The sequence below is a fragment of the Piscinibacter sp. HJYY11 genome (assembly GCF_016735515.1).
GTDB lineage: Bacteria > Pseudomonadota > Gammaproteobacteria > Burkholderiales > Burkholderiaceae_C > Rhizobacter.
Genome location: NZ_JAERQZ010000001.1, coordinates 2326791 through 2351410 on the forward strand (window position 1 = coordinate 2326791; position 24620 = coordinate 2351410).

Genomic DNA, 24620 nt, shown 5'->3' on the forward strand with positions numbered 1-24620 from the left:
CCGTCCCGCGCGGCTGCATCGGTGCGCCGCGGAGAAGGTCCACGTGGTGAAGGCCGAGCCGCAGGGCTCAGGCGGAATCGGTCGGCGTCATGGTCCCTGTCCCCAGGTCACCACCGCGTCGACGCCGATCACGCGGCCGTCGTCGATGCGGTTGTAGAGGCCCATGCTCGCGCCCATGGCGTCGGCGATCTGCCGGCAGATCGACAGCCCCAGGCCCACGCCGCCCTTGGCCGCCGAGAAGGCCTGGAAGAGGCGCGGCCGCACCTCGTCGTCGAGGCCCGGGCCGCTGTCCCACACCACGAGTTCGGTGGTGCCGGCATAGGCTCGCAGCAGGATGCCCAGGCGGCCGGCCTGTGGCGTGTGGTGGATGGCGTTGGCGAGCAGGTTGCGCAGCAGCTCGCCGAGCATCAGCGCATCGGCGCGGGCGAAGAGCGCGTCGCCTTCGAGCGCGAAGTCCAGGCGCTTGGCGGCGATCAGGGGCGACAGCTCCATCACCGCATCGCGCGCCACCGCGCGCAGGTCGACGGGCTGCAGCTCGCCGGCGCGCTTGATCTGCTCGAGCTTGCTCAGGCTCAGCAACTGGTTGGCCATGCCGGTCGCGCGGTCGACCGTGTGCAGCATCTGCGGCAGCACGTCGGCCGGCGCCACGTCACCCGCCAGCGCCGACTGGAGCTGCGCACGCAGCACCGACATCGGCGTGCGCAGCTGATGCGACGCGTCGGCGAGGAAACGCCGCTGCTGGTCGACCCATTCACGCTGACGGCGATGAAGCTCGCGCATGCGGTCGACCGCGGGCCTGAGCTCGGAGGGGCCGTCATAGGGTGCGTCGTCGCCATGCGTGATGCGCGCGGCGCCGAAGGCCACGCGCGCCCGGTCGAGCCAGCGCAGCGCGATGCTCACGCCGCTCCAGATCACGATCGACATCGCCGCCGCCAGGCCGTAGACCCAGCCGAGCAGCCCCATGGGCAGCTCGCGCCACACGGCGAAGCGGCCCTCCAGCGGCTCGGCCACCTGCACGAGCACCGCACCGGCCGGGTCGCTCGCACCCGGCACGTGGCGCAGCGCCGCCGCAGCGCGCACCGGGGCCTGCGCGAGGTGGGTGATGTAGAGCTCGGGCAGGCCCGAGGCGGGCAGCATGCTGCGCCACGGGTAGGCCGCGAGGCCACGGTCGCCGGCCAGCCAGTCACCGTTCATGGCGCTCACCCGGAAACGCATCGCCGGCACCGTCTTCACCGGCTCGGCCACGCCCTGCGCCAGGTCCTGCACGACGTGCGAGACGGCCGCCATCAGCCGCGCGTCCTGCGCCTGCGCCACCTGCCCCCAGGTGGCGATGACCTGCCACGCGGTGACCACCGCGACCGCGAGCCACAGCCCGCCCAGCATCCACACCAGCAGGAAGCGACGCAGCGAGGCTGCACGGAAGAGCCAGTCGTTCCATGGTCTCACCGTGTTGCCTGCTGCGCCGCCAGGCTGGCGTCGTCGCACAAGAGATACCCCACGCCGCGCAGCGTCAGGATCTCGACGTTCGCGCCGACGAGCTTCTTGCGCAGCCGATGCACGATCACCTCGATCGCATCGACATGCGTGCCGTCGTCGCTGCCGAAGACGGCGTCGCGCAGCACTTCCTTCGGCACCGCGTGCTCCACGCGCGACATCAAGCTCTTCAGCAATTCGCCCTCGCGGGGCGACAGCTCCAGCGGCAACTCGTCGCGGTAGAAGGCCCCCGCGGCCGACTCGTAGCGCAGGCGCCCGCAGCGCAGGTCGCCGTCGCGGCCGAGGCGGCGCGTGAGGGCGCCCAGGCGTGCCACCAGCTCTTCCAGGTCGAAGGGCTTGGCGAGGTAGTCGTCGGCCCCGGCGTTGAGCCCGGCGATGCGCTCGCCGACCGCGCCACGCGCCGTCAACACGAGCACCGGCACGGGGTTGCCGTCGCTGCGCAGGCGTTGCAGCACTTCGAGCCCGTCGAGCGTGGGCAGCGTGAGGTCGAGCACCACCACGTCGAACGACTTCTTGCGCGCGGCCGCCAGTGCCTCGGCACCGTCGGCGCAGCGCAGCACCTCGAATCCCCGCGAGGCGAGGCTGTGGCCCAGCACCCCGGAGAGATCGAAATCGTCTTCGACCAGCAGCAACTTCATGAGGTGCATGTTGCCAGCCTGACCCGCCTTGCAAACCCGGGCTTGCACCACGCCGGAATGAAAGCTCGCCGAAAGGCTTTCACTTTGAAAGCTAGCTTGCAGTTTGCTGGCGTTGCTTCAACGGGTAGATCCGTTTGTGACGCGGTGTAGCCGCTCGAAGAATTTGCCGAGCGCCAACGAGAGCGCGACGCCGGCGCCACGCACAGGTGCGTGGTCCGCATCGGGACCTGTCCCGCCCTGGGTGGCGGGCTCACCAACGGAGACTTCATGCGATCCACCTTCACCTCTCTCACGCTCGCCATCGCTGCGCTCGCCGCCGCCAGCAGCGCGCAGGCGCAGCAGTACACGATCTACGGCCGCGCCAACCTCGACTTCGAAAAGACCGAACTGCGCGGCACGCCTGCGGCCGAGGCCTTCTCGGGCAACCAGCGCGTGTCGAGCAACTCGTCGCGCCTGGGGGTGCGCGCGTCGACCCAGTTCGAAGGCCTCACCGTCTTCGCGCAGGTCGAGTCCGGCGTGAGCTGGGACGCTGGCGGCGACACGCTCGCGGGACGCGACACCTTCGCAGGTCTCGAAGGCACTTTCGGGAAAATCCGCATCGGCAAGATGGATACGCCGATGAAGGACCTGGGCGGCCTCACCGACCGCTTCAAGGGCACCGGCATCCAGGACGACGGCGGCATCGCGATGCTCGGCGGCTCGTCCAACGGCTTCGGCCGCCGGCAGAGCAACTCGTTGCGCTACGACACACCCGACTTCGCCGGCTTCGGGGCCTCGCTGCAATACGGCCTGGACAACGAGGACAAGGGTTCGGCCGAGCAGAAGAAGCTGCTGAGCCTCTCGCTCAACTACCGGCTCGACAAGCTCAAGGCCTCGCTGGCCGTGGAGCAGCACCGCAACTTCAACGAGCCGGGCTTCAAGGACCACGCCTGGCGCATCGGCGCCAACTACGACTTCGGCTTCCTCAACGTGGGCGCCGGCTACAACGAGCTCACCTACAAGCTCGCCGCCGGCACGCTCAAGCGCAAGTACGCGGCGGTGAGCGCCGCCGTGCCGGTGGGGCCGAAGGGCGCGATCAGTGTGCGCTTCAGCAAGGCCGGTGCGGTCAACGGCTCGGCCCCCGAAGGCACGACCATCGCCGGCGCCGACGGCAACCAGCTCTTCCGCGGTGCCGACTCGGGCGCGCGCTACTACATGCTGGGCTACGAGCACACCATCTTCAAGGGCGCGCAGCTCTACACCTACTGGACGCGCATCGACAACCAGGCCAACGCCAACTACCGCTTCGGCGTGAACCCGCTCAATGTGACGGCCGCCGACCGTGGCGCCGATCCGTCGGGCATCGTGGTGGGCATCCTCTACGACTTCTGATCGTCTCGCGCCTCGCCAAGGTCAGGCGCTCCGAAGCACGGGCCGCCGCGAGGCGGCCCGTGTGTCTTTCAGGTCGTGACCCAGCGCTCGCCGACCTGCACCTGCCAGCCGTTGAGCAGGGTGTCAGGGTCCCCGGGCGCATTCGTGACCTCGCCGTCGTTCAAGGCCGGGTCGAAGCGCGGGTTGAGGTTGAAGAGCTGTGCCAGTGCCGGGTTCGACTCGCGGCCCGCCTCCAGGCGTTGCTGCAGCGAGGGCGACGACGCTTGCAGCGTTCCGGCGTGATCGCCCGCGATGCCCCACAAGGTGCGGGTCTCGGCGCGCCGGCCATCCACCGCCACGAGCACCGGCTGCAGCTCGGGCAGCGACTCGGCCGACACGCGCTTGAAGCCGTTGTCCTCGCGCGGGTCGCCGGCGTGCGTGTCGGGAATGGTCCACGGCAGGCCGCCGTGCTTGTCCACCGGCGTGTTGTCGGGGAAGAGCTTCCTCCACAACTCTTCGGCGTAGCTTTCCCGCTTCTCGCCCGCAGGCTGGAAGACCTTCGTGATCACCTGTGACGCGATGGGCACCAGCACGATGGCCCCCGCGGTCGTCCACTTGGCGATTTTGGTCAGGTTGGGCAGCATGCCGTTGCGCAGCGGCTTGATCTGCTGCAGACCGACCCAGCCGATGGTGAGCGTGCCCTGCGCCACTGAGGCTCCGACCAGCGTGCCCTGGATCAGGCCGCCGTGTGGCAACGCGCTGAAGTCGAGCTGCGTCAGCAGCGCGCCCTGGCCATAGGCCCGCAGGCCGCTCGTGATGCCGGCGAAATCGCGGTACTTGTTCCAGTTGTTCTTCGCGGTCTCCGCGTCGGTCACCAGCTTGTCGGCGGCGGGGTTCTGCTTGCGGTACTCGGCCTCGCTGAGCTTGGCGGCCTGGGCGTCTGCCTTCACCTGCGTCTTGGCCGCGTCGAGCTTCTCGACCTTGATGTTGTAGATGATGTTCATGCCGGCCGTGCCGAGCGTGAAGCCGTCGGCCGCGTTGGCGAAGTTGGTGACGAAACCGTCGCCCGCCGCCCGCGCCTTGAAGCCTGCGCCGATGGCCAGGTTCAGGTTGGTGAGGATCACCGCGCGGCGGCTGAACTTGCCGAGCTGGGTCGACGGCGCGTTGGTGCTGCCACCCAGGCCCTCGGCCTTGGTCATGCTCAGCTTGCCGTTCTCTTCGACCATCCCCATCAAGGTCTTGAAGAGCTTGTCGTGGGCCGTCCGCAGGTCAGCGCGTCCGTCGGCGGTGCGGCTGAACCGGTCGTAGACGCCTGGGAACTCCCGCAGCAGGCGGGCTTCCGGCCGGGCAGACGTGTCGCGCGCGAGCTGCAACTCGTCGGCACTCATCGCATCGAGCCGCTTCAGCAGCGTGTCGCGGGTCTCGGTGCGGGTCTTCCCCTGGAACTCACCGCCGGCTTCGGTGCGCAAGCCGAGCAGGAACTTGCGCATGCCCGGCACCGTCAGGTAGTCGCCGTACAGGGTGGTCACCGCGTTGGCCGGGTCGTCGAGCGTGTGCAGGCGGAAGTGCTTGTCCGAGGGCGCGTCGGCGCCCATGTCCTTCAGCGCCTGCTGCACGTCCTTGCCGGCCGTGCCGACCGCCTTGATGTTGAGCTTGAGCTGGTTGGCATCGGCGTCGCTCATCACCTTGTCGCCACGGAAACCCATACCGTTGATGACCTTGTTGATGAGCTTGTCGGCCTTGTCGGTCTTGCCCAGGGTGGCAGCTGCCAGCGCTTCCTTGCCTCGCTGCGACGACGACAGGTAGGCCCAGCGCCCGAAGCTCGACAGCGGCCCCGGCGCGATGCTCGCCACCCGCCCGCTGAGCCAGCCGCCGTCGATCACCATGCCGGTGGAGGCCCGCACGACCTCGCTCGTGAGCCGCATGCCGGCGCCGATGCTCATCATCTGCAGCGGGTTGATGCGGGCGTTGGACGGCGTCGAGGAGAGGCGCCCCTTGAGGCCATCCGTGACCGTGGGTTCGCCCGTCTTGAGCTGGCGCAGGTCGCCGATCTTCGTGTTGGGGATGGCGTACGGCATCGCATCGCCATTCCGGTTCACGTGGATGGCGCCCACGATCTCGTCCGAGCGCACGCGCACCCGCAGGTGCAGCGGCACGCGGTCGGTGTGCGGCTGCACGCGGTTGACCCACGCCCCGCCCTGGCGCGCGGCGGCCGCGCTCGCGTCGGCGAAGTTGTCGTAGGTGTCGCTGTTGCGAGCCCGCACGCCGCCGCTGTGCCCGAAGATCGTGTCGGTCGGCCCCAGGCGGCTGACCACGAACACCGTGCCCGACCCCGCCGCCGGGTCCGAACGCAGGAAGTTGAAGACCGCCGTCTCGCCGGCGGAGGGACTGAAGGGCTTGACCGTGGCGCCGGGCTGGCCCGCCGCCTGGTGCCGATCGATCAGCGGCTGCACGTTGGCCGCCACGTCTTCCCAGCTGCGGCGGCCCACGGTGCGCGGCACGATGCGGTTGCCGTCGAGCAGCGGGTCCGCCACCACGGGTTTGGCACCGGTGTTGGTGTTGGCGGCCTGCGGGTCGGCCTTGGTGTGGAGCGCCGGGTGCATCGCGACGTTGAGCGCAGTGCCCGGCAGCGCTTGCAACGAGGCCGCGAACAGCTCACCGCCATTCATGTGCCGGCCGTAGTTCATCTGGGCGCTGAGCTCGCCCGCGGCGAGGCTGCCGGCTGCATCGTTGCCGAACTGCGCGAGGAGCTGCGGGCTGAACACCTTGTTCGGGTTGAGAGGGATCGCCGCCGACACGGCGCCTGTGAACGGCGCGGTGATCAGGCCCGCCAGCGAGTTGGTGACGGTGACGCCGATGCGGTGTCGTCCTTCCTCGGTGCCGAGCTTGCCGTCCAGGCCCACGTGCAGCGTCTCCACGGCCACGCGGCCGGCACCGTCGACGCCCTGCGCAGCCATGCCAGCCCGCGAGCCGACCCAGGCTCTGCTGCCCATCGTGAGCGTGCCGTCGGCGAGCCCCTTCTTCGCCGCCGTCTTGGCGGTGAGGGACGCAGCCGTCTTGAGGCCCACGCCGGCGCCCGTGCCGGTGACGGCCGCGCTCGCCACGTCCACCGCGTCGTCCTTGAGCGTGAACATCGTCTGCTCGTAGGTCAGGTTGTCGTGGCCGAGCGCGGTGCGTGTGCCCCGCACGCCGAGCGTGAAGAGCGACGAGTGACCATCGGCGTAGATGTCGCGCCCGTTCGCCGCCGCATAGGCATCGTTGCTCGTGTCCCAGAGCTGGTTCACGGCCACGCCCACCGCGATGCCAGCGGCGATGTTGCCGCCGGTGGCGATGGTGGCCGCGATGCCGGCCGCCGCGGTGACGGTCATGCGCACCACGTCGTCGACGACCGCCCAGGTCTCGTTGCTGTCCTGCAGGTCCTGGCCGATGTCGATGGACTTGAAGCCGTAGCTGTCCATCAGCTCGTCCTGGTCCTTCGTGTATTGCGTCAGCGTGATCCTGCCGGCCGCGAGGTCGTCGCGCAGCTGCTGGGCCTTGTCGCGCTGTTCCTGGGTCCAGCTCTGCGAGTCTTCTGCCTTGTCGGAGAACACGTCGCGCAGCCAGGTCTGACCTTCGACGGTCTTGTCGATGCCGTCCAGATCCTGCTGCACCCGGGCCACGTCGGCGTCACCGATCTGCGTGAGCCGGTACTGGGTGTCGTACTTCATGGCCAGCGCGCTCTTGAGCTGCCGGCCTTCGTGCGAGCCGTTGAGCAGGGCCTCGCGCTGCTCCATCAGGTGGTCGGCCATGCGCACGTTGGTCGTGCGGGTCGTCTCCAGGGTCGTGAGCTGCTTCTGCAGCTCAGGGTTGTCCTTCGCCCACTGGGCAATGTAGGTCTCGGAGACCTGCGCACGGTGGCGCAGGCCGGCCATCTTCAGGTCGTTGATCTGCTGATCGATGCCTTCGAGGTCCTTGGCGTATTTCTCGCCGTATTCCTGGTTCAGCTCTTCCAGCTTCTTCGGGTCTTCGCGGTCGTCGACCGACAGGCCCTTGAGGTAGTTGTTGTACTTCTGGCCCTTCGCATCCTCCAGCTGGCCCACCTTGAGCTGCGTGAGCTGGTCGTTGAGCAGGTCGAGCTCGGCCTGCCCGCCGTGCTCGCCGTCCACGCCAGGGAAGGTCTCCGAGAAGTCCTTCGGGTTCGCCGCGACCCAGGCATCCTTCTTCGCCTGCAGCCGGTCCAGGTCGCCCTGGATCACGTGGGCATCGGCCTTGCCCTTGTCGATCGAGACGGTGTAGTAGCGGTCGTTGGCCTCGAGCTCGGCCGCACCCGCCTGGTTGCGCTGCAGCCAGGCGTTGCGCGCGGCCTGCTCCTGTGGCGTCTTGCCGTCGTAGCCGTACTCGTCCCAGTGTTCCTGCCGGTACTTGAAGGCTTCCCAGGCGACCTCGTTTTCCTGCTCGGTGCTGTTGAAGACACGGTGGTTCGGCCTCAGCCCATCGGCCTCCAGTCGCTGGCGGGTCTTGTCGTCCACGCCCTGCCACATCCACACCTCGTCCTTCCACTCCTGGAAGGCCTTCTGCAGGTTGGCATCGGCCTCGGTCTTGGCCGTGTGTTTCTGCCGCCGGTCGAGGTCGGCGATCAGGAAGGTCACGTCGACGTCGGCCGACTTGACCAGGCGGTCCACCTTGTCGGTGAGCGCGAGGATGTCGTTCAGGGTCTGCGTGGCATCCTTCTGCTCCTGGCTGCCGGGGCGCGCCACGAACTGCCGCTGGTAGGCGTTGGCCGCGATCTTGTCGAGCTGCACCTGCTGGTGCTTGAGCTGCCCCGAGGTCGCCCGCGCCTGCGCGATGTCGGCTTCGCCCCTGGCGGTGTCGCGTCGGGCCACGAGCTGGCGGCGCTGCGCGTCCAGCTCGGTGGTGGGCTCGCCCATGCGCTTGTACAGGCGGATGGTGGCGTCGAGGTCCTTGATCTGCTGGTCGAGGCCGGACACCAGCTTGCGCTGGTCGTCGGCCAGTTTCTGCAGGTAGCCCACGCCGCCCGTCACGCTCGTCACCACCCACTGGCCGCTGTCGGCGTCGTACTGGCGGACCTGGAAGACCGTCTTGTCGTCGATCACCTGGCGCGACGTGCTGTCGTGCTGCCAGTCGTGCGTCTCGACGATCACCTTGTTGGTCTTGGGATCGAAGATCGTGCGCGTCTCGACGTCGCCGTTGTCCGAGGTCGGCTCGGTCACGTGCACCGTGCCGGCGGGCAGCGCCGCCAGCACCTGGTCCTCGGTCAGGCCCATTTCCTTCGCCATCTGGGCGACGGTCTTGTTCTCTTCGAACAGACCCTTGCGGATCTTCTCGCCGGGGCTGTTGTCCACCTCCGGGTCGCCCATCAGCGTGATGCGGCGGCCATCCTTGGTGGTGGCGACCACATGCATCGAGCCGTCGCTCTCGACGGTCTTCTCGAGTTTGGTGCCGTCCTTGTTGGTGGTGACCGTCGTGGTGCGCACGCCCGAGACGACCATCTGCTGGCCTTCCTTGAGGGGCTTGCCGTAGTCGACGTCGGGGTTGAGCGCCAGCAGTTGCTCGGGGGTGAGGCCGGCGGCCTTGGCCACGTCGAGGTAGTCCTCGCCGGGGTTGACGGCGCGGTAGACGGTGGCGCCGGTGAGGTCGGTGGTGGTCTCGACCTTGGTGCCGTCCTTCTTCTCGACGATGTCGGTGCGGGTGCCTGCGTTGGGGTCGATGATGTGCGTCGTCGTGTCGCCGGTCTTCGGGTCGGTCACCTTCTGGATGAAGCGGCCGTCCTTGTCGCGCGTGGCCTCGACGGTCCTGGTGCCGCCGGGCGACTTCGGGTCGGCGAAGGTGGCCTTCACCGTCAGCGAGTTGTCTTTGGTGTTGCGCGTGTAGACCAGTGTCGCGTCGCCGCGCTTGACGGTGGTGGCCTGGGTGTCGCCCTGCGGCTTGCCGGACTCGAGGGTGACGCCGGCCGCCTTGGCCTCGGCCACCACCTGATCGACGGTCATGCCACGGTCCTTGGCGATCTGCTCCACGGTCTTGCCGTCGGCGATGCCGCCCAGGGTCCGGGTCACATCGGGCGTGATCTGCGGGCCGAGCGTCGGGTAGACCAAGGTGCTGCCAGGGCTCGAGCCGAGCGGCGGTGTCACCTGCAGGAACTGCAGCAGCGGCGAGTGCAGCGGGTCGTTCGCGAGCGTCGTGCCGGCGGGCACTTGCGTGGCGGGCTGGCCCGTCTGCGTCGTCTGCGGCGGGCCGTAGAACTCGATCGGCGCCTCGGCCCCGACGGCGCTCATGAACTTCGACTTCGCCGCGTTGGCTTCGTTGCGCAACGTGGTGGCCTCGTTCTTCGCGGCGGTGAGCGCATCCCACTCGGCCTGGGAGACGGTCGACGAGGGCCGGCCGGCGACCGGCGTGAGCTTCAGCACCTTGGCCTCGGCGTCCAGTGCCTTGGTCTCCTTCTCCTGGAAGTCGAGGTAGTCGTTCGAGAGGCTGCTCGTGCGCTTGGCGGCGTCGAGGTCCGCCTGGGCGTTCGCCACTTTTTGATCGGCCTCGGCGGACGCCTTCCCTTCGGGACTCTTCTTCTGCTCCTTCTTCTGCGCCACCTGGGCCTCGGCGAGCGCGATCTCCTTGTCCTTGACCTGCACGTCGGCGGCGGCCTTCTTCAGGTGCGCGTCGGCGAGCTTGTAGTCCTGCTCGGCCTTCCTGGCCGCCTGCTCATCGGTGCCGAGCTTGGTCTTGTCGGCCTGCGCGCGTGCGGCCTCGGCGGCCTTGCGTGCGATCTCGGCCTTCTGCTGCGCTTCGATCGCACGGCGGCGCGCTTCGGCGGCCTGGCGCTGCATCTCGCGGATGCGTTCGAGCAGGGCCTCGATCTGGCGCTGCAGCTCGCGTGCGCGGGCCGCGGCGTCGGACTGCGTGCCGCCGCCGGGGTTCGTCGAGGGCGGCTGCTGCGTGGTGTTCGTGTTCGTGGTCGGCACCACGGTCGGGCGGGCTCCGCCGCCACCATCGGCAATCAGCATGGCTGCATCCTTTCTGTCGTCGTGTTCATGGTTCGCTGCCCTGCGCCCAGCGCAGCAGCGTGGCCACCGGCGCGTAGAGCGCGCGCGGAATGGCCTGGTCCTGGGGCACTTCGTCGAAGATCCGTTCGGCGAGCGCCGGCTCGAATTCCATCGGGATCAGCCCTTCGCTCGCGAAGCGCCGGATCTGCGCCGCAATCTCGCCTTCGCCGCTGGCGATCACGCGCGGCAGGTCGTGCTCGCCGAGGTATTGCAGCGCGACCGCCACGCGGGCGGAGTGGATGACCGCCGAGGCCGCGCGCACGCGGTCGGCCAGCGAGAAGTACACCGCCTCGAAATAGGCCGAGCGGCGCCGCGCGGCGTGCGTGGGGTCGCCTTCGTTTTCCTTGTACTCGCGGCGCACCTCCTCGATGGACATGCGCTGCTGCTTCATGAACTCGTAGTGCTCGTGCGCGTAGTCGACGAGCGCCATCACCGCGTAGATCACCACCGCCCAGGCGAAGGTGACGAGCACCATGTGCGAGGCCGCCACCATGATGGCCGACGGCCGCGCGTAGCCGAGCTTGAGCGCGGTGTCGAGGTAGGCCCGGATCACCACGAACATGAGCGCGGCGATCAGCACCGTCTTGACCACCATCTTCAAGAGGTTCACGAGGTTGCGCGTGGAGAAGATGCGCTGGAAGCCCTCGGCCGGGTTGAGGCGGTTCACGTCGGGCTTCAGGCGCTGCCACGCCATGAGCCCGCCCACCTGGAAGAGCGAGCCGGCGATGCCCGCCACCGCGGCGATCGCCATCACCGGCACCGTACCCCACAGCAGCGTCTCGCCGGTGTGCACCAGCAGCTCGCCGAAGCGGTCGTCGGGCCGCGCGAGCAGCGTGCCGCTGGTGGCATGCAGCCACAGCTCGCGCAGCAGGCTGAAGAGCGTGGCGCCGCCCAGCCACACCGACACCAGCACCACCGCGAAGACCACCGTCGACGAGACGTCGACACTGAAGACGACCTCGCCGCGCTGGCGCGCGTCGCGCAGTCGTTTCGGGGTGGGCTTCTGGTCCTTCTCGGCCATGGTGCTTCATCTAGAGCGTCGTGCGCAGGAAGTCGAGCACGCCGTTCTCCGGCCGCAGGAATTCCTGCAGCGACTCGTACACGAAGAAGAGGAAGAGCAGCGTCATCAGGTGCGCGATCAGGCTCTTCAGCGGCTGCGAGAACACGAACACGTTGAGCTGCGGCGCGATGCGACCGACGAGCCCCATGCCCAGTTCCACCAGCAGCAGCACCACGATCACCGGCGAGGCGAGCTTCACGATCCACAGGAAGAGCGTGTCGCCCTGGCGGATGGCGAACTGCTCGAGCACCGCGCCGAGGTTGGGGAAGAACGAGCCCACCGGCCACAGCCGGTAGGAGTCGACCACCACGCCCAGCATCGCGAGCAGCCCGCCGGCCGAGATGAAGAGCGTGATCACCGTCCAGCCGAGGAACTCGGCGGTGGGCCCGTTCTCGTGGCCGGCGACCGGGTCGAAGAACGAGGCGTTGCTCGAGCCAGTCTGGAAGTCGATCAGGTCACCCACGCTGTGGATGGCCCAGATGAAGATGCCGAAGCCCAGGCCCAGCATCAGCCCGATCAGCGCCTCCTTGGCGGCGATGAGGATCCAGGTGCCGATGGCCGCCTGCGGCAGGTCGCCCGCCACCGGCGACATGAAGATCGCGAGCATGAGCAGCAGGCCGTTGCGCACGACGCCGGTGATCATGCCGCCCGAGAGGAAAGGCACGACGGCGAAGATCGCGAAGAGCCGCGGCATGGTCAGCGCGACCGCGGTGAAGAACTTCTCCAGGCTGGCGACTTCGAGCGTTCCCATCGTGACCCCGCGTCAGGCCCGGGCGCGGCGCGACAACCACGCCTGCGCGGCGGCTTCTTCGGTGGCGGCATCGAGGCGCTGCTCGCGCTGGCGGCGCGCCGCGGTGCGGGTGCGCTGCTGCATCTGCTGCGCTGCTTCCAGCTCGCCGCTGGCCGCGCGCAGCTTGAGCCGGCTCGCGTCGAGCACCTGCTGGCGCTGCGCGTGGACCTGCCCGGCCTGCGCGGCCGCTTCGCCGGCCTGCGCGATCTGCGCGTCCAGCGCGCCGCTCCAGGCGCCGGCCTGGCGCAGGTGTGCCACCTGGCATTCACCTCCCGAGAGCGCGCCGGCCGTCGCCTGCCAGTGCTGCAGCTTGGCGTTCACCTGCTGCTGCTGCTGCGCCTGCGCCTGCTGCCACGCGGCCAGGCTCTCGGCGGCAGCGCGGCGCTCGCGTGCCACGGCCTCCAGCGCACTCGTGCGACGGCGCTCGCGCACCTCGACCAGCAGCGTCCAATCGATGCTCATGCGGTGCGCCCCTGCGGTGCGAAGCCGCGCAACGTGGCGACCGTCTGCTCATAGTCGTGGCGCGTGTCAGGCGCCTGCGAGAGGAAGTCGAGCGTGGCGGCACGCGTGCGCATCGCTTCGTCGGCCAGCGCGTCGCTGCCGGGCTGGTACTCGCCGATCTGCACCAGGAGCTCCATCTCGCGGTACTTGGCCATCAGGCTGCGCAGGTGCGATGCGGCGGCGCGGTGCTCGCGTGTCGTCACGAGCGGCATCACGCGGCTCAGGCTCGCCAGCACGTCGATGGCGGGGTACTGGTTGGCTGCGGCGAGCTTGCGCGAGAGCACCACGTGGCCGTCGAGGATGGAGCGCACCTCTTCGGCGATGGGGTCGTCGTCCTCGTCGCCTTCGGTCAGCACCGAGTACACCGCGGTGATGGAGCCGGTGCTGCCCTGCCCCGCCCGCTCCAGCAGCTGCGGCAGCATGGAGAAGATCGACGGCGGGTAGCTGCGCCGGGTGGGCGGCTCGCCGCTCGCGAGACCGATCTCGCGCTGCGCACGCGCAAAGCGCGTGAGCGAGTCCACCAGCAGCAGCACCTTCTTGCCCTGGTCGCGGAAGTGCTCGGCGATGGTGGTCGCCACGTAGGCCGACTTGATGCGCTCCATCGGCGGGCGGTCGGAGGTCGAGACCACCATCACCGTTTTGGCGAGACCCTCGGGCCCGAGGTTGTGCTCGAGGAACTCCTTCACCTCGCGGCCGCGCTCGCCGATGAGCGCGATCACGTTCACGTCGGCGGTGGAGCCGCGCGCGAGCATGCCCAAGAGCGTGCTCTTGCCCACGCCCGGCGGCGAGAACACGCCGAGGCGCTGGCCTTCGCCGATCGTCAGCAGGCCGTCGACGGCGCGGATGCCGGTGGCCAGCGCCGCGTCGATCATGCGGCGTGCGAGCGGGCTCACCGGGTCGCGGTGCACCGGCATCTGCATCCAGGCGTGCAGCGGGCCGCGTCCGTCGATCGGGCCACCGAGTGCGTCCAGCACGCGGCCGAGCAGGTTGTCGCCGACCGGGCACACGTGGCCACGGCCGGTGGGCAGCACCTCGGTGAGCGTGGACAGGCCGGTGGTGGGGCCGAGCGGCGTGAGCACGGCCGTCGTCTGGTGAAAGCCCACCACCTCGGCCAGGAGCGGTGGCTCGCCCGGCGTGATCAGCTCGCAGAGTTCACCCAGGTGCGCCTGGATGCCGGTCGCGTGGATGAGCATGCCCACCGCCTTGCTCACGCGGCCTCGCATGCCCACCGGCGTGATGCGGCCGATGGTCTGCTCGAGGTCGGCGACGATGCCCATGGCCGCGTCGGCGAAGCTGACTGCGCTGGAGCGGGTGGCCGGGCTGTCCATCATCCAGCTCCCACGCCCGGCATGTTGCGCTCGAGCGCGCGGCGGAACGCTTCCATCTGCGCGGCGACGCCGACTTCGAGCGTGCCCGACGCCGTCTGGAGCACGCAGGTCCCTTCGCCGAGCGTGGCATCGGGCGTCACCGTCACCGGCATGCTCCATTGCACCTCGTTGCGCAGGCGCGCAAGGGCCTGGCCCAGCGCGGCTTCCTGTGCCGGTGCCACGCGCACGGTGATGAAGGGTTCGTGGCGCACGAGCGTGTCGACCCGCTTCAGGGCGGCCTCGAGCAGCGCGGCCGGATCGGCCTCGCCGATGAACTGGCCCACCGCCTTGACGACGATGTGCGCCATCGACGAGCGCAGCGCATGCAGCTGGCGCTGAGAGGCCAGGGTGTCGGCCACCAGGCGTTGCGCGTACTCGGCCTTGGCCGAGCGCAGGCCTTCCTCGTATCCCTCGCGGCGTGCGGCTTCGGCCTGCTGTTGCGCTTGCTGGACGATGCGCCGCGCTTCGCGACGGGCCGCGTCGACCACGGCCGACGCATCGAGCAGGGCCGAATATTCGGCCTCCTTGAGCACCTTGCGCTCGCTCAGGAGCTGCAGGTTCTCGCTCGTGATCAGAAAAGCCAGTCCCATTGCGGCAGCCTTTCGGGGACGATGCACAGCAGCATCAGTTCATGGAGTTGCTGCAGCTGTCGGGGCTGCAGCACGGGCACGCCGAGTTCGGAGACTCGGCGCGGCAGCTTGTGCTGCAGGCGGCGCAGCACGGCCTCGCCTTCCGGTGCCGCAGCCGCGAGCAGCAGCCGATGGCCACGCTGCACGGCCACGCGGCCGGCGCACAGCGGGCGCTGCAACAGCGGCTGGTGGTCCATCTGCAGCTCGCTCAAGGGCGGCACGCGGTCGAGCATGAAGTCGACGGCATCCTCGTCGTAGCGCCGGGCCTGGCGGCGCAGCTGCGCGCCGGCGCCACCGCGCTGCTTGAAGAGCGGCAGGTGCACGCTGAAGCCCATGTAGGCCGCGAGCCGCCGCAGCGAGGCGGCGTCCATCAGCACCAGGCGCTTGAGGCGCGAGTCGAACTGGAAGTCGAGGCCCGACGGGTGGTTGGCGGCGCTGGCCTGGCGGCGCTGCAGCAGCTCAGCAAGTACAGCCCTGCCGGCCGGGCCGTAGCGCGACGGCACCCGGTGCCGCGCCGGCCACGAGGCCGGCAGCCAGCTCGGGTGCAGGCCGCTCTCGGGGTGCAGGTTGAAGCGCGTGACCAGGCGCACCAGGTCCATCGGCCCGGGCTGGGCGACGGTGGGGGAGGCCATGGCAGCAGACATCGCTTGCCTGAAACGTCAGCGCCTGAGCACCTGGCGGCGCACCCAGGTGCGCCAGTCGAGGCCCTGGCGGCGCAGCAGCGTGGGCAGCACCATCACGCACACGGCGGCGGCCAGCAGCAAGACGAGCAGCACCACGGCCGTCTGCGTGGGCAGGCCCAGCACCTGCCGCTCGCCGGGCACGGCGCCGGGCCCTGCGTCGGCCGTGCGGCGCGCCTCGAAGAGCGAGAGCGACACCTGCTCGTGCGTCAGCCCCTCGATGCTGTGCGCCACCATCTCCTTCACGGCGGGTGCGAGCAGGCGCAGGTCGACGTCGGGGCGGTGCTTGATGAAGACGGCGGCCGACGAGGGCCGGATCTTGTCGCTCAGCGGGTCGTTGGCCGGGATCACGACGTGCACGCGCGCGGTGACGACACCGTCGACCTTGCGCAGCGTCTGCGACAGCTCCTGCGACACCGCATAGATGTAGCGCATGCGCTCCTCGGCGGGCGTGGAGACCAGGCCCTGCTTCTGGAACACATCGCCCATGCTGGCGTAGCGGTCGTGCGGCAGGCCCTGCGCACGCAGGATGTCGAGCGCGCGGCCGAGCCGGCCTTCGTCGACCAGCACCTGCCAGTTGTTGCCCTCCTGGCGCTCCTTGGCGGCGTCCACGCCATCGGCGGCCAGGGCCGCGACGATCTCGTTGGCCTCCTGCTCGTTGAGGTTGGAGTAGAGGCCGACCTTGCAGCCTGCGAGGCACAGCAGCAGCACGAGCGCCGCCAGCACACGATGGAAGAACGATGCGGGGTGCGTCACGGCCGCCTCACTGCTGGTTCTTGAGCAAGGTGCCGAAGAGGCTCGTGGCCGCGCTCGCCAGGCCCGTGGAGATGTGCATCTTGGTGAACATCATGTGGGCCTCCAGCGAGTGGTCGGTCATCACGAACATGGTCTTGATCGGGTCGCGGAAGTCGACCGACTCGAGCATGCTGCGGCGCATGTCCTCGAACGAGCGCACGTTGCCGCTGAGCTGCGCGGCCATGGCCTTGGCCGCGTCGGAGATCGAGCCGGTGTCCATCGCCGTCATCGTGTGCGCCGGCGCACCCTGCATGAGCTTGGCGAACATCTGCGTGTCGCCGGGCGCGAAGCGCGAGGCGGCAGTGGCCTGCTGCTGCGCCGGACCGGCGATCTCGGGGGTGGCCGCGGCGGCGGCGCCCGATGCAACGGGGTCTGTCATGGTTCACCTCCTGCTGAAAGGCATGGGCATCGAGAGGCCCGCGCGGGCGGCCGGTGCCCGGCCACCGCGCGCGGACGGACTCACGACGACTTGGCCGACTGGCGGATGTCGTTGCCGGTCGTCTTGGCGACTTCGCCGCCGGCCGCGGCCGCGCCGTTCATCGTGTGCGCGGTGGACGAGGCGGCCTGGATGCCGACCGACACCGTGGTGCTGGTCGCCATCAGGTCGGCGTTCAGGCGCATGGCTTCGAGCATCTGCTGCTTGGACTCTTCGATGGGTGAAGGCATTTCTCTCTCCTGTGGGATGTGTGATGCCGTGCGTCAGCACGGGCGGTGAAGGTCCCGTCCGGGTGGGCGGGGGCATTCCCCGCGGCTCGCGCGCCGCCGCGTGGAAATCGGGGATGCGAACCGGGGGTTCGCAGGGTGTCGGGTCGTGTTCATCGGGTGGCCTTCGCGGCGCCGTTGGGCCCATCGGGGTTGGCACCGAGCACCAGGCCGTCGGCACCGATGCGCTTGAGTTCCTGGCCGGAGCGCAGCACGGCGCCTTCGTAGTAGCGGCTGCCGTTGGCGAGCTGGATGTGGCGCAGGCCGTTCTCGTCTTCGGTGATGCTGACCATGCGCGCGGGCAGCACGCTCTGCCAGCCGTCCCATTGCTGCTTCGCGTTGCTCGCCTCGGTGACGGGCTTCTCGCGGTACTGCACCTTGTCGGAGACGAGCACGTGGGGATGCAGGTCCTCGCCGAGGCGGCGGATCTTCTGGCGCACGGCGCTGTCTTCCACCGTGCCGCTGAGCACCAGGCGGCCCTGGCCGGCGTAGGTGACGGCGACACCCGGGTCGCCCACGTAGCGGCGGGCCTGCTCGACCATGTCTTCGGCGGCGTGCACGTTCACCGTCACCTTGGCGCCGAAGCGTTGCAGCGCCTGCTGCAGCGCCTCGCGCCGCTGGCGCGATTCGACATAGCCGCGCACGGTGACGTGGCCGCCCGGCGCCCCGACGACCTGCGCCTCGGGGAAGGGCACGAGCGCCTGCTCCACCTCGGCGAGGTTGACGCTGCCGGCCCCCGCGCGCGAGCCGAGCGCATTGCCGCCCAGCCCGACGGCTGCCAGGCTCACGAGCGCGAGCGCGGCCACCACGCCGCCCACCCACACGCGCAGCGACGGCGTGCGGCTCGGCGCGGCCGGCGCGCCGGCACCGGGGCCGGCCGGCACGGCGTGCAGCGGCGCGAACATGCGGTCGTCGTGCTCGCTCGCGGGGTAGCTGCGGTCGAGCTGGAAGTCGATCGCGCCCACGCTCACGATGTCGCCCGCGACCACGCTCTTGCGCGGCTGCGTCATCTCTTCGCCGTTGAGCCGCGCGCCGGCGGTGCCGACCTTCTGCATCGTCACCACCAGCTCGCCCACGGTGAAGACGAGGTGACGCGGCAGCACGTCGCCACCGGGCAGCATCACCTCGCATTCGCCGCCCGAGCCGAGCACGTTGGCACCGGGCTTGAGCACGATGGTGCGGCCCTTCACGGCACCACTGAGGAAGCGCAGGCACCAGTGCGCCGTGGGGGCGCGGGGTTGCAGCGCGTCGGTGACGGGCAAGGCGCTCATGTCAGCCTCCGGTGGCCGCCGCAGCGGCAGTGGGTGTGACGAGACGCGGCGTGAGCAGGTAGAAGCGCTCCATGTTCACCTGCTTCTTGTCGCTGTACTGGAAGAGCTTGCCCACCAGCGGGATGTCCGACAGCAGCGGCACGCCCGAGGTGACGTTGCTCTTTTCTTCGGACGAGTAGCCGGCGATCAGCAGGCTCGTGCCCTCGTCGACCAGCGCCTGCGTGTTGACGGTGCGCCGGCGCACGATGGGAATGCGGTCGACCGAAGCCGCGCTCAGGTCGCCGTCGACGATGTCGATCGACATGAGCACGCCGCGCGCGCCCTTGTCGTCAACGATGAGCGGCGTGACGCGCACCGCGGTGCCCGCCGTCACGCTGAAGAGGCCGGCGTCCTGGAAGCCGTCGACCCGCACGTAGAACTCGCTCAGGTTCTCGAGCACCGCCTCGGTGTTGTCGAGCGTCATCACCTTGGGCCGGGCGACGAAGTTGGCGTCGCCCTTGGTGGCGAGCGCGCTCACGCGGGCCAGCAGGTAGTTGCGGATGTCGTTGCCGATGGCGGCGGTGAAGACGAGGCCGAGCGGCGTGGAGGTGCCGGTCGTGCCCGCTTCGGTGGTGGCATTGCCCCAGGTGAGCGGCGGCGCGTTGCCGCGGCCGGTCTGCAGGTCGGCATGGCGACCGTTGGCGCGCCAGTCCACGCCCAGGCTCTGCAGCCGGTCGGTGCTGATGTCCATGATCGTGACCTCGATCTCCAAGAGGCGCGGGCGCACGTCCATCGACTCGATGAGGCGCGCGTACTGGGCCATGCGGTCGGGCGTGTCGCGCACCAGCACGGCATTCATGCGCGTGTCGGCCTGGAACTGCGGCAGCTCGCCGCTCGCGTTCATCGACGACACGCCGCCGAGGGTCTCGTCGCCACCGGCGGGCGATACGCCGGGCAGCTCGAGCTTGGGCGCGTTGACCACGTCGCCGCTGCGCATCTTGATCTGCCGGTTGGGGCCCATGCCAACGGCCGAGCCGGACGAGCGGCCGCCCGAGCTGCCGGCCGCGCCGGTGTGGCGCCCGTAGAGGCTGCGCAGCACGTTGGCCACGCCGGGGATCACCGTCTCGCGGCCGTTGCGGTTGATCTTGAAGTCGGCCGCCCAGGCGTACTTGAGCGGGAAGAGCCGGATCTCGGCGCCGTCGGCGAGCGCGGTGCGCTGGTCGACCAGGCGCACCGCCTGGCGCACCATCTCGACGTAGCGCTTGGGGCCCGACACGTGCACCGTGCCGTCGTCGCGGCTGATGGTGAGCGGGTAGCGGCTGTCGGCGATGCGCAGGCGCGCGAGCGTCTCGGAGATGCGCGCTGCGTTGGCGCTCGCGATCGGCAGCACCTCGCTGCGCGCGTCGGCGGCCAGGTCGACGTAGAGGAAGGCGCCGTCGTAGTACCAGGTCAGCCCGTTGGTCGTGCACAGGTTGTTGAGGATGGTCAGCGCCGACACGCCGGCGAACTTGCCGCTGATGACGCCCGACACCTTGCCGTCGATCACCGCCGTGGTGCCTTGCGATGCGGCCAGCTCGCGCAGGAAGTCGGGCAAGGGCTTCTCGTTGGCGACGATCTGGAAGGGCTTGCCGCGCCACGGCAGCTCGGCCGCGCCGCTGTGCTGCGCGAGCAGCAGCAAGGCGAGGCCCAGCATCGCGAAGGCGTAGCGCTGGAAGGTCCACTGAAGCATGCCGGCGCTCACGACAGCAACCCCAGGCTCTGGAACGCCCGCTCGGCGAAGCGCATCACGTCGCGCCCCAGCCAGCCGGCGGTGGCGACGATGGCCACCATCACCGCGATCAGGCGGATCGACTGGCCGATGTTCTGGTCCTGCACCTGGGTGACCGCCTGCAGCACGGCCACGAGCAGCGAGGTGACGGTCGACACCAGCACCACCGGCAGCGAGACCCACAGCACGATGAGCAGGCCTTCGCGGGTGAAGTCGAGGATGTTCTGGGGAGTCATTCGGATGGTGAGGTTCAAAGCGCCTGCGGGTTGGTGACCCAGCCCACGGGTTGCAGGTGGACGTCTTCGTCGAGCTCCTGGTACGACAGCACCGGCAGCGCGGGCGCCACCGGCTCGATCAGCGTCTTGACGTAGCGCCGCACGTCGGACGACGCGATGGCCACCACGCGCCCGGCGCTCGCCCCGAGGATGCGGCGCACCTGCTCGCGCACGTCCTGCGCGGCGGCGGGGCTCAGCAGCAGCAGGTTGCCGCGCGGCGATTTCTCGATCGCGTTCTGCACCCGCTCGAGCAGGGCCGACTCGAACATGATGGTCTCGAGCTGGCGGCTCGCGCCGACGTAGCGGCTGGTGATGTAGTGGCCGAGGTCGATGCGCACGAGCTCGGTCAGCGCGATCGCGTCGGCTTCCTTCGGCCCCCACATCGCCAGGCTCTCGAAGATGGCGTGCAGGTTGCGGATGGGGATGCCTTCCTGCAGCAGGCGGCGCAGCACTTCGGCGATGCGCTGGGCCGGCACCACGCGCGACACCTCGGCGGCAAGCTCCGGCGCATCGCGCTGCACCCAGTGCAGCAGGCGCTGCACTTCCTGCAGGCCGATCAGCTGGCGCACATGGCGGCGCACGGTGTGGTCGACGTGCAGGCCCACCACTTCCTCGGCGCGCCAGGCCTTTGTGCCGGGCTCGGGGCTCGCGGTCCACACCACGCGCGGGAAGGGACCGAAGGGTTCGGCCACCTCGGCACCGGCGGGCGGCGACACGGCCTGCGCCGGGTCGATCAGCCACCAGCCCGGGCGCAGCACGCCCTCGGACACCACCACGTCGTGCACCAGCACCTGGTAGCCGTGTTCACGCACGGCATCGGCATGCGCCACCTGCAGGCGCGGGAACACCGGGCCCAGGTCGGACTCGACCGACGCCTTCACGGCGGTGAGCTGCTGGTCGAGCGCGACGCGGTCGAGCGCGACATGCAGGCTGCTGGACAGGCGCACCGCCAGCGGCGCGGCCACGGCGTGGTCACCGTCGGTTTCCTCCGCCACGGCCGGGTCGCGGTGCGAGATCCAGGCCGGCGTGCTGCGCCGCGCGCCCGCCCAGCGTGCGGCGAAGGCCGCGCCGAGCAGGGCCAGCGCGAGCAGGCCGAACACCCACTTCGGGAAGCCCGGCACGAGCAGGAAGCTGCCGACCGCCAGGCCCGCGATCATCAGGGCGCGCGGGTGCGCCATGAGCTGCTCGCCGATCTGGCGGGCGAGTTGCGTGTCGTGCTTGCCACCGGTGCTCACGCGCGTGATCACCACGCCGGCCGCGATCGACACCAGCAGCGACGGGATCTGCGACACCATGCCGTCGCCCACCGTGAGGATGGCGTAGCGCTGCAGCGCGGCGCCCACGCTCATGTCGTGCATCAGCGTGCCGATGGCGATACCGGCCAGGATGTTGACGAGCGCGATGACGATGCCGGCGATGGCGTCGCCCTTCACGAACTTCATCGCGCCGTCCATCGCGCCGTGCAGCTGGCACTCCTGTTCCAGCTGCTGCCGGCGCTTCTGCGCCTGTGCGGTGGAGAGCGCACCGGCGCGCACGTCGGCATCGATGCTCATCTGCTTGCCGGGCATCGCGTCGAGCGCGAAGCGCGCCGCCACCTCGGCCACACGCTCCGAGCCCTTGGCGATCACGATGAACTGGACGATGGCGATGATGAGGAACACCACGCCGCCGACGACCACGTTGTTGCCGACGATGAGCTTGCCGAAGGTGTCGATGATGTGGCCGGCGTTGGCCTGCAGCAGGATCAGCTTGGTCGACGCGATGTTGAGCGCCAGGCGAAAGAGCGTGGTGAAGAGCAGCAGCGACGGGAAGGTCGACAGCGACAGCGCCGACGGCACGTACATCGCCACGATCAGGAGCACGAGGCTCACCGCGAGGTTGCAGGCGATCAGGAAGTCGAGCAGCGGCGTGGGCAGCGGCAGCACGAACAGCGCCACGATGGCCACGAGCATGCCGGCCAGCACCAGGTCGTGGTGCCGGCCCGCGCTTCGCATCAGGTCACGCAAGCCACTGCCGGTGGGCTGGAAGCTGGTGCTGGTGCTGGCCATGGAGGGGGTGCGGGTGAGGGGTTGAAGGCGTGTTGCGGTGCGCACGGACCGTGAGAAAAGTCCGTGAGAAATCGCACGGTCGAACGCACGGTCGGCCGGACTCTAAGTCGCGCATCAGGACCGCAGCAACCACGAGTTCTCGTAGCCGCGAGTTCCCTGATGACGCGCTGCTGACTACGAATTTGCGTACTTTCTCGACGCGGGTCGTTTGGGTACGCTGCGTCGCCCCGACCCCCTCGACACCACTTGCGAAGGGATGGCCCTGACACGCGGATGTCACGTTGATGGAGTGAGTGCAGAGATGGTGGCCACGCTGGTTCACGACGCGGTGACGGAGCTCGGCGCGACGACGCTTCTGCCGCGTGCCGACGAGGCGACCGTGCGTGCGCTCAACCGTCTCTATGCGAGCGCAGCGCAGCATGCGGTGACGGCAGGCGGCAAGAATTACCGGCTCGCCTGGCGGCTCGACGGCGCAGCCGAGGCCGCGCTCTACGAACGCTACCGCTTCAAGCTCGGCCCGCACGTCGGCCACCTTGGGCTCGATGCGCCGAGCGTCGAGGCCCTGCTCGGCGAGCCGCGCAGCCACCTGCTGCCGCGCGACCTGCGCTACATCCTGCTCGCCGACGCGCTGCACCCGCTGGTCGATGCGCTCGAGAAGACGCTGCGCCTGCACTTCGAATGGCAGCCGCCCGATGGCGACGCGCGCGAGCCGCGCGGGCCGCTCGACGATCCGCAGCGCGCCGCGATCTTCACGGCCTCATCGGAAGACGGCGCCGCGCGGCTGTGCGGCTTCATCCAATTGGAGTCGCCCGCCGCACTGGAGGCGCTGGTGCCGCCGCAGGTCGGCGCCCGATCACCTGCGAGCCCGGTGGTGGAGGCCTTATTCGAACGCCTGCGCTTCCCGCTCGCCTTTCGCATCGGCACCACGCCCATCCGCCTGCGCGAGGTGGCCAGCATCCGGCCCGGCGACATCGTCAGCATCGAGCAGTGGGCCTCGTCGGGCGCAGCCATCGTGCTGACCGCCGAGCTGGGGGGCCGCGCGGGGCGACAACTCGTGGCGCATGCCGAAGGCTCGCGCATCACCGTCCAGCAATCGAAAGAACCAGCCATGAACCGAGACATGCCCCTTGCCGCCCCCGCTGCGGCGGCCGACGCCGCCGAGCCGAGCGCCCAGCTGCCGATCGACCGGCTCGACGCGCTGGAGGTGGCGCTGCGCTTCGAGGTGGGCGACCTGTCGCTCTCGCTCGGCGAACTGAAGAACATCCGTCCCGGCCATGTGTTCGACCTTGGCCAGCCGCTCAACCGCTGCACGGTGCGCATCGTCGCGCACGGCAACGTGCTGGGCAAAGGTCACCTGGTCGCGGTCGGCGACCGGCTCGGCGTCAGGGTGTCGGAGTTCGCGCCCAACGAGATCTGAGGCGCCACGCGCATGGAATCCGGACTGCCCGAGCCGCTCACCCTCGTCGCGCTCATCGTCGCCTTCGGCATCGCGCCCTTCGTGGCGCTGATGGTCACGAGCTACACCAAGCTCGTGATCGTGCTGGGCCTGCTGCGCACCGCGCTCGGCCTGCAGCAGACGCCGCCCAACATGGTGCTGAACGGCATCGCGATCATCCTGTCGGTCTACATCATGGCGCCGGTGGGCATGGACGTGTCGGACGCACTGCGCAACCGCAGCTTCGGCACCAAGGGCGAGGGCCTCAACGACATCATGGCGGTGGTCGATGCAGCCAAGGCGCCGTTGAAGGAATTCCTCAAGAAGCACACCCACGAACGCGAGCGCCAGTTCTTCCTGAAATCGGCCTCGGCCATCTGGCCGCAGGCGCGTGCCGAAAAGCTGCAGTCGGACGACTTCATGGTGCTGGTGCCGAGCTTCACGCTGAGCGAGCTGACCCGGGCCTTCCAGATCGGCTTCATCATCTACCTGGTCTTCGTGGTGGTCGATCTCATCGTGGCCACCGTGCTGCTCGCGCTCGGCATGTCGATGATCGCGCCCACGACCATCTCGCTGCCGTTCAAGCTGCTGCTCTTCGTGATGCTGGACGGCTGGACGCGCCTCGTGCACGGGCTGGTGCTGTCGTACCGCTGAGGCGGTGGCTCGCGTCGTGAGGTGGTAGGCCGTGCTGGGCTCGAACCAGCGACCAAAGGATTATGAGTCCTCTGCTCTAACCAACTGAGCTAACGGCCCCTCTCGAAAGAGCCGCGATTGTAGGCAGGCGCATCGCACCCAACCGGGACG

19 protein-coding genes and 1 tRNA gene are annotated in these 24620 nt (G+C 69.5%); 3 read left to right on the forward strand and 17 right to left on the reverse strand.

From position 1 onward, the window contains the following. Positions 1-87: 87 nt before the first annotated feature. Together JI745_RS10615 and JI745_RS10620 are read right to left on the reverse strand one after the other, a co-directional pair. Positions 88-1446, reverse strand: a complete 1359-nt coding sequence (locus tag JI745_RS10615; protein WP_310738570.1) for a HAMP domain-containing sensor histidine kinase — start codon at positions 1444-1446, stop codon at positions 88-90. Next, positions 1443-2132, reverse strand: coding sequence for a response regulator transcription factor (locus JI745_RS10620; RefSeq protein WP_201812482.1), 690 nt, complete (start codon positions 2130-2132; stop codon positions 1443-1445). The genes JI745_RS10615 and JI745_RS10620 overlap by 4 nt, the downstream gene beginning before the upstream one ends. 267 nt (positions 2133-2399) lie before the next feature. Between JI745_RS10620 and JI745_RS10625 the strand changes: the two genes are divergently transcribed. After that, on the forward strand, positions 2400-3503 hold the full coding sequence (locus JI745_RS10625) for a porin (RefSeq protein WP_201806028.1): 1104 nt from the start codon (positions 2400-2402) through the stop codon (positions 3501-3503). Positions 3504-3571: 68 nt separating this feature from the next. Here the strand turns inward: JI745_RS10625 and JI745_RS10630 are convergent, their stop codons facing one another. The 14 genes from JI745_RS10630 to sctV form a co-directional block, all read right to left on the reverse strand. Next, entirely contained in the window at positions 3572-10477 is a 6906-nt protein-coding gene (locus JI745_RS10630) for a cell envelope integrity protein TolA (RefSeq protein WP_201806030.1), read from the reverse strand. A 25-nt stretch (positions 10478-10502) separates the two neighbouring features. Beyond that, a complete protein-coding gene (locus JI745_RS10635; protein WP_201806032.1) occupies positions 10503-11537 on the reverse strand; it encodes an EscU/YscU/HrcU family type III secretion system export apparatus switch protein in 1035 nt (344 codons plus the stop codon). 10 nt (positions 11538-11547) lie between these two features. Further along, positions 11548-12327, reverse strand: coding sequence for a type III secretion system export apparatus subunit SctT (sctT, locus tag JI745_RS10640; protein ID WP_201806034.1), 780 nt, complete (start codon positions 12325-12327; stop codon positions 11548-11550). Positions 12328-12339: 12 nt separating this feature from the next. Next, positions 12340-12828 carry a serine kinase gene (locus tag JI745_RS10645; RefSeq protein WP_201806036.1) on the reverse strand — a complete coding sequence of 163 codons (489 nt, stop codon included), beginning with the start codon at positions 12826-12828 and terminating at the stop codon, positions 12340-12342. After that, a complete protein-coding gene (locus tag JI745_RS10650; RefSeq protein ID WP_310738574.1) occupies positions 12825-14195 on the reverse strand; it encodes a FliI/YscN family ATPase in 1371 nt (456 codons plus the stop codon). The genes JI745_RS10645 and JI745_RS10650 overlap by 4 nt, the downstream gene beginning before the upstream one ends. Beyond that, entirely contained in the window at positions 14195-14824 is a 630-nt protein-coding gene (gene sctL, locus JI745_RS10655) for a type III secretion system stator protein SctL (protein ID WP_201806039.1), read from the reverse strand. The genes JI745_RS10650 and sctL overlap by 1 nt, the downstream gene beginning before the upstream one ends. Next, positions 14806-15495: a type III secretion system protein gene (locus tag JI745_RS10660; protein WP_201806041.1), complete on the reverse strand. Its 690-nt coding sequence runs from the start codon at positions 15493-15495 to the stop codon at positions 14806-14808. Before JI745_RS10660 ends, sctL begins: the two co-directional genes overlap by 19 nt. Positions 15496-15522: 27 nt before the next feature. Further along, complete coding sequence (sctJ, locus tag JI745_RS10665) at positions 15523-16299, reverse strand: type III secretion system inner membrane ring lipoprotein SctJ (RefSeq protein WP_201806043.1); 777 nt, start codon at positions 16297-16299, stop codon at positions 15523-15525. Positions 16300-16306: 7 nt separating this feature from the next. After that, positions 16307-16717 carry a hypothetical protein gene (locus tag JI745_RS10670; protein WP_201806045.1) on the reverse strand — a complete coding sequence of 137 codons (411 nt, stop codon included), beginning with the start codon at positions 16715-16717 and terminating at the stop codon, positions 16307-16309. 80 nt (positions 16718-16797) lie between these two features. Continuing rightward, complete coding sequence (locus JI745_RS10675; RefSeq protein WP_201806047.1) at positions 16798-17004, reverse strand: hypothetical protein; 207 nt, start codon at positions 17002-17004, stop codon at positions 16798-16800. A gap of 149 nt (positions 17005-17153) precedes the next feature. Continuing rightward, the gene (locus tag JI745_RS10680) at positions 17154-18311 is read right to left on the reverse strand and encodes an FHA domain-containing protein (protein WP_201806049.1); all 1158 of its coding nucleotides are present in this window, start codon (positions 18309-18311) and stop codon (positions 17154-17156) included. Position 18312: 1 nt separating this feature from the next. Beyond that, positions 18313-20019: a type III secretion system outer membrane ring subunit SctC gene (sctC, locus tag JI745_RS10685; protein ID WP_201806053.1), complete on the reverse strand. Its 1707-nt coding sequence runs from the start codon at positions 20017-20019 to the stop codon at positions 18313-18315. 8 nt (positions 20020-20027) lie between these two features. Next, positions 20028-20294 carry a type III secretion system export apparatus subunit SctS gene (gene sctS / locus JI745_RS10690; protein ID WP_201806057.1) on the reverse strand — a complete coding sequence of 89 codons (267 nt, stop codon included), beginning with the start codon at positions 20292-20294 and terminating at the stop codon, positions 20028-20030. A gap of 14 nt (positions 20295-20308) precedes the next feature. Then, entirely contained in the window at positions 20309-22381 is a 2073-nt protein-coding gene (gene sctV / locus JI745_RS10695; protein ID WP_201806062.1) for a type III secretion system export apparatus subunit SctV, read from the reverse strand. Between the two features lie 301 nt (positions 22382-22682). Between sctV and sctQ the strand changes: the two genes are divergently transcribed. Both sctQ and sctR read left to right on the forward strand, forming a co-directional pair. Next, positions 22683-23798 (forward strand): type III secretion system cytoplasmic ring protein SctQ, encoded by a 1116-nt coding sequence (gene sctQ, locus JI745_RS10700; protein WP_201806065.1) that lies wholly within the window; start codon positions 22683-22685, stop codon positions 23796-23798. 12 nt (positions 23799-23810) lie between these two features. Next, positions 23811-24470, forward strand: coding sequence for a type III secretion system export apparatus subunit SctR (gene sctR / locus JI745_RS10705; RefSeq protein WP_201806068.1), 660 nt, complete (start codon positions 23811-23813; stop codon positions 24468-24470). Positions 24471-24492: 22 nt separating this feature from the next. Here the strand turns inward: sctR and JI745_RS10710 are convergent. Next, a tRNA-Ile gene (locus JI745_RS10710) sits at positions 24493-24569 on the reverse strand. Between the last annotated feature and the right edge of the window lie 51 nt (positions 24570-24620).

Excerpts from the sequence above, each read along its gene's own strand:
- sctL (WP_201806039.1), bottom strand. The coding sequence starts at position 14,824 with ATGGGACTGGCTTTTCTGATCACGAGCGAGAACCTGCAGCTCCTGAGC.
- sctQ (WP_201806065.1), top strand. The coding sequence starts at position 22,683 with ATGGTGGCCACGCTGGTTCACGACGCGGTGACGGAGCTCGGCGCGACG.
- JI745_RS10645 (WP_201806036.1), bottom strand. The coding sequence starts at position 12,828 with ATGAGCATCGATTGGACGCTGCTGGTCGAGGTGCGCGAGCGCCGTCGC.
- sctS (WP_201806057.1), bottom strand. The coding sequence starts at position 20,294 with ATGACTCCCCAGAACATCCTCGACTTCACCCGCGAAGGCCTGCTCATC.
- JI745_RS10660 (WP_201806041.1), bottom strand. The coding sequence starts at position 15,495 with ATGGCCTCCCCCACCGTCGCCCAGCCCGGGCCGATGGACCTGGTGCGC.
- sctV (WP_201806062.1), bottom strand. The coding sequence starts at position 22,381 with ATGGCCAGCACCAGCACCAGCTTCCAGCCCACCGGCAGTGGCTTGCGT.
- JI745_RS10635 (WP_201806032.1), bottom strand. The coding sequence starts at position 11,537 with ATGGCCGAGAAGGACCAGAAGCCCACCCCGAAACGACTGCGCGACGCG.
- sctR (WP_201806068.1), top strand. The coding sequence starts at position 23,811 with ATGGAATCCGGACTGCCCGAGCCGCTCACCCTCGTCGCGCTCATCGTC.
- sctC (WP_201806053.1), bottom strand. The coding sequence starts at position 20,019 with ATGCTTCAGTGGACCTTCCAGCGCTACGCCTTCGCGATGCTGGGCCTC.
- sctT (WP_201806034.1), bottom strand. The coding sequence starts at position 12,327 with ATGGGAACGCTCGAAGTCGCCAGCCTGGAGAAGTTCTTCACCGCGGTC.
- JI745_RS10680 (WP_201806049.1), bottom strand. The coding sequence starts at position 18,311 with ATGAGCGCCTTGCCCGTCACCGACGCGCTGCAACCCCGCGCCCCCACG.
- JI745_RS10620 (WP_201812482.1), bottom strand. The coding sequence starts at position 2,132 with ATGAAGTTGCTGCTGGTCGAAGACGATTTCGATCTCTCCGGGGTGCTG.
- JI745_RS10630 (WP_201806030.1), bottom strand. The coding sequence starts at position 10,477 with ATGCTGATTGCCGATGGTGGCGGCGGAGCCCGCCCGACCGTGGTGCCG.
- JI745_RS10670 (WP_201806045.1), bottom strand. The coding sequence starts at position 16,717 with ATGACAGACCCCGTTGCATCGGGCGCCGCCGCCGCGGCCACCCCCGAG.
- JI745_RS10675 (WP_201806047.1), bottom strand. The coding sequence starts at position 17,004 with ATGCCTTCACCCATCGAAGAGTCCAAGCAGCAGATGCTCGAAGCCATG.
- JI745_RS10625 (WP_201806028.1), top strand. The coding sequence starts at position 2,400 with ATGCGATCCACCTTCACCTCTCTCACGCTCGCCATCGCTGCGCTCGCC.
- JI745_RS10650 (WP_310738574.1), bottom strand. The coding sequence starts at position 14,195 with ATGGACAGCCCGGCCACCCGCTCCAGCGCAGTCAGCTTCGCCGACGCG.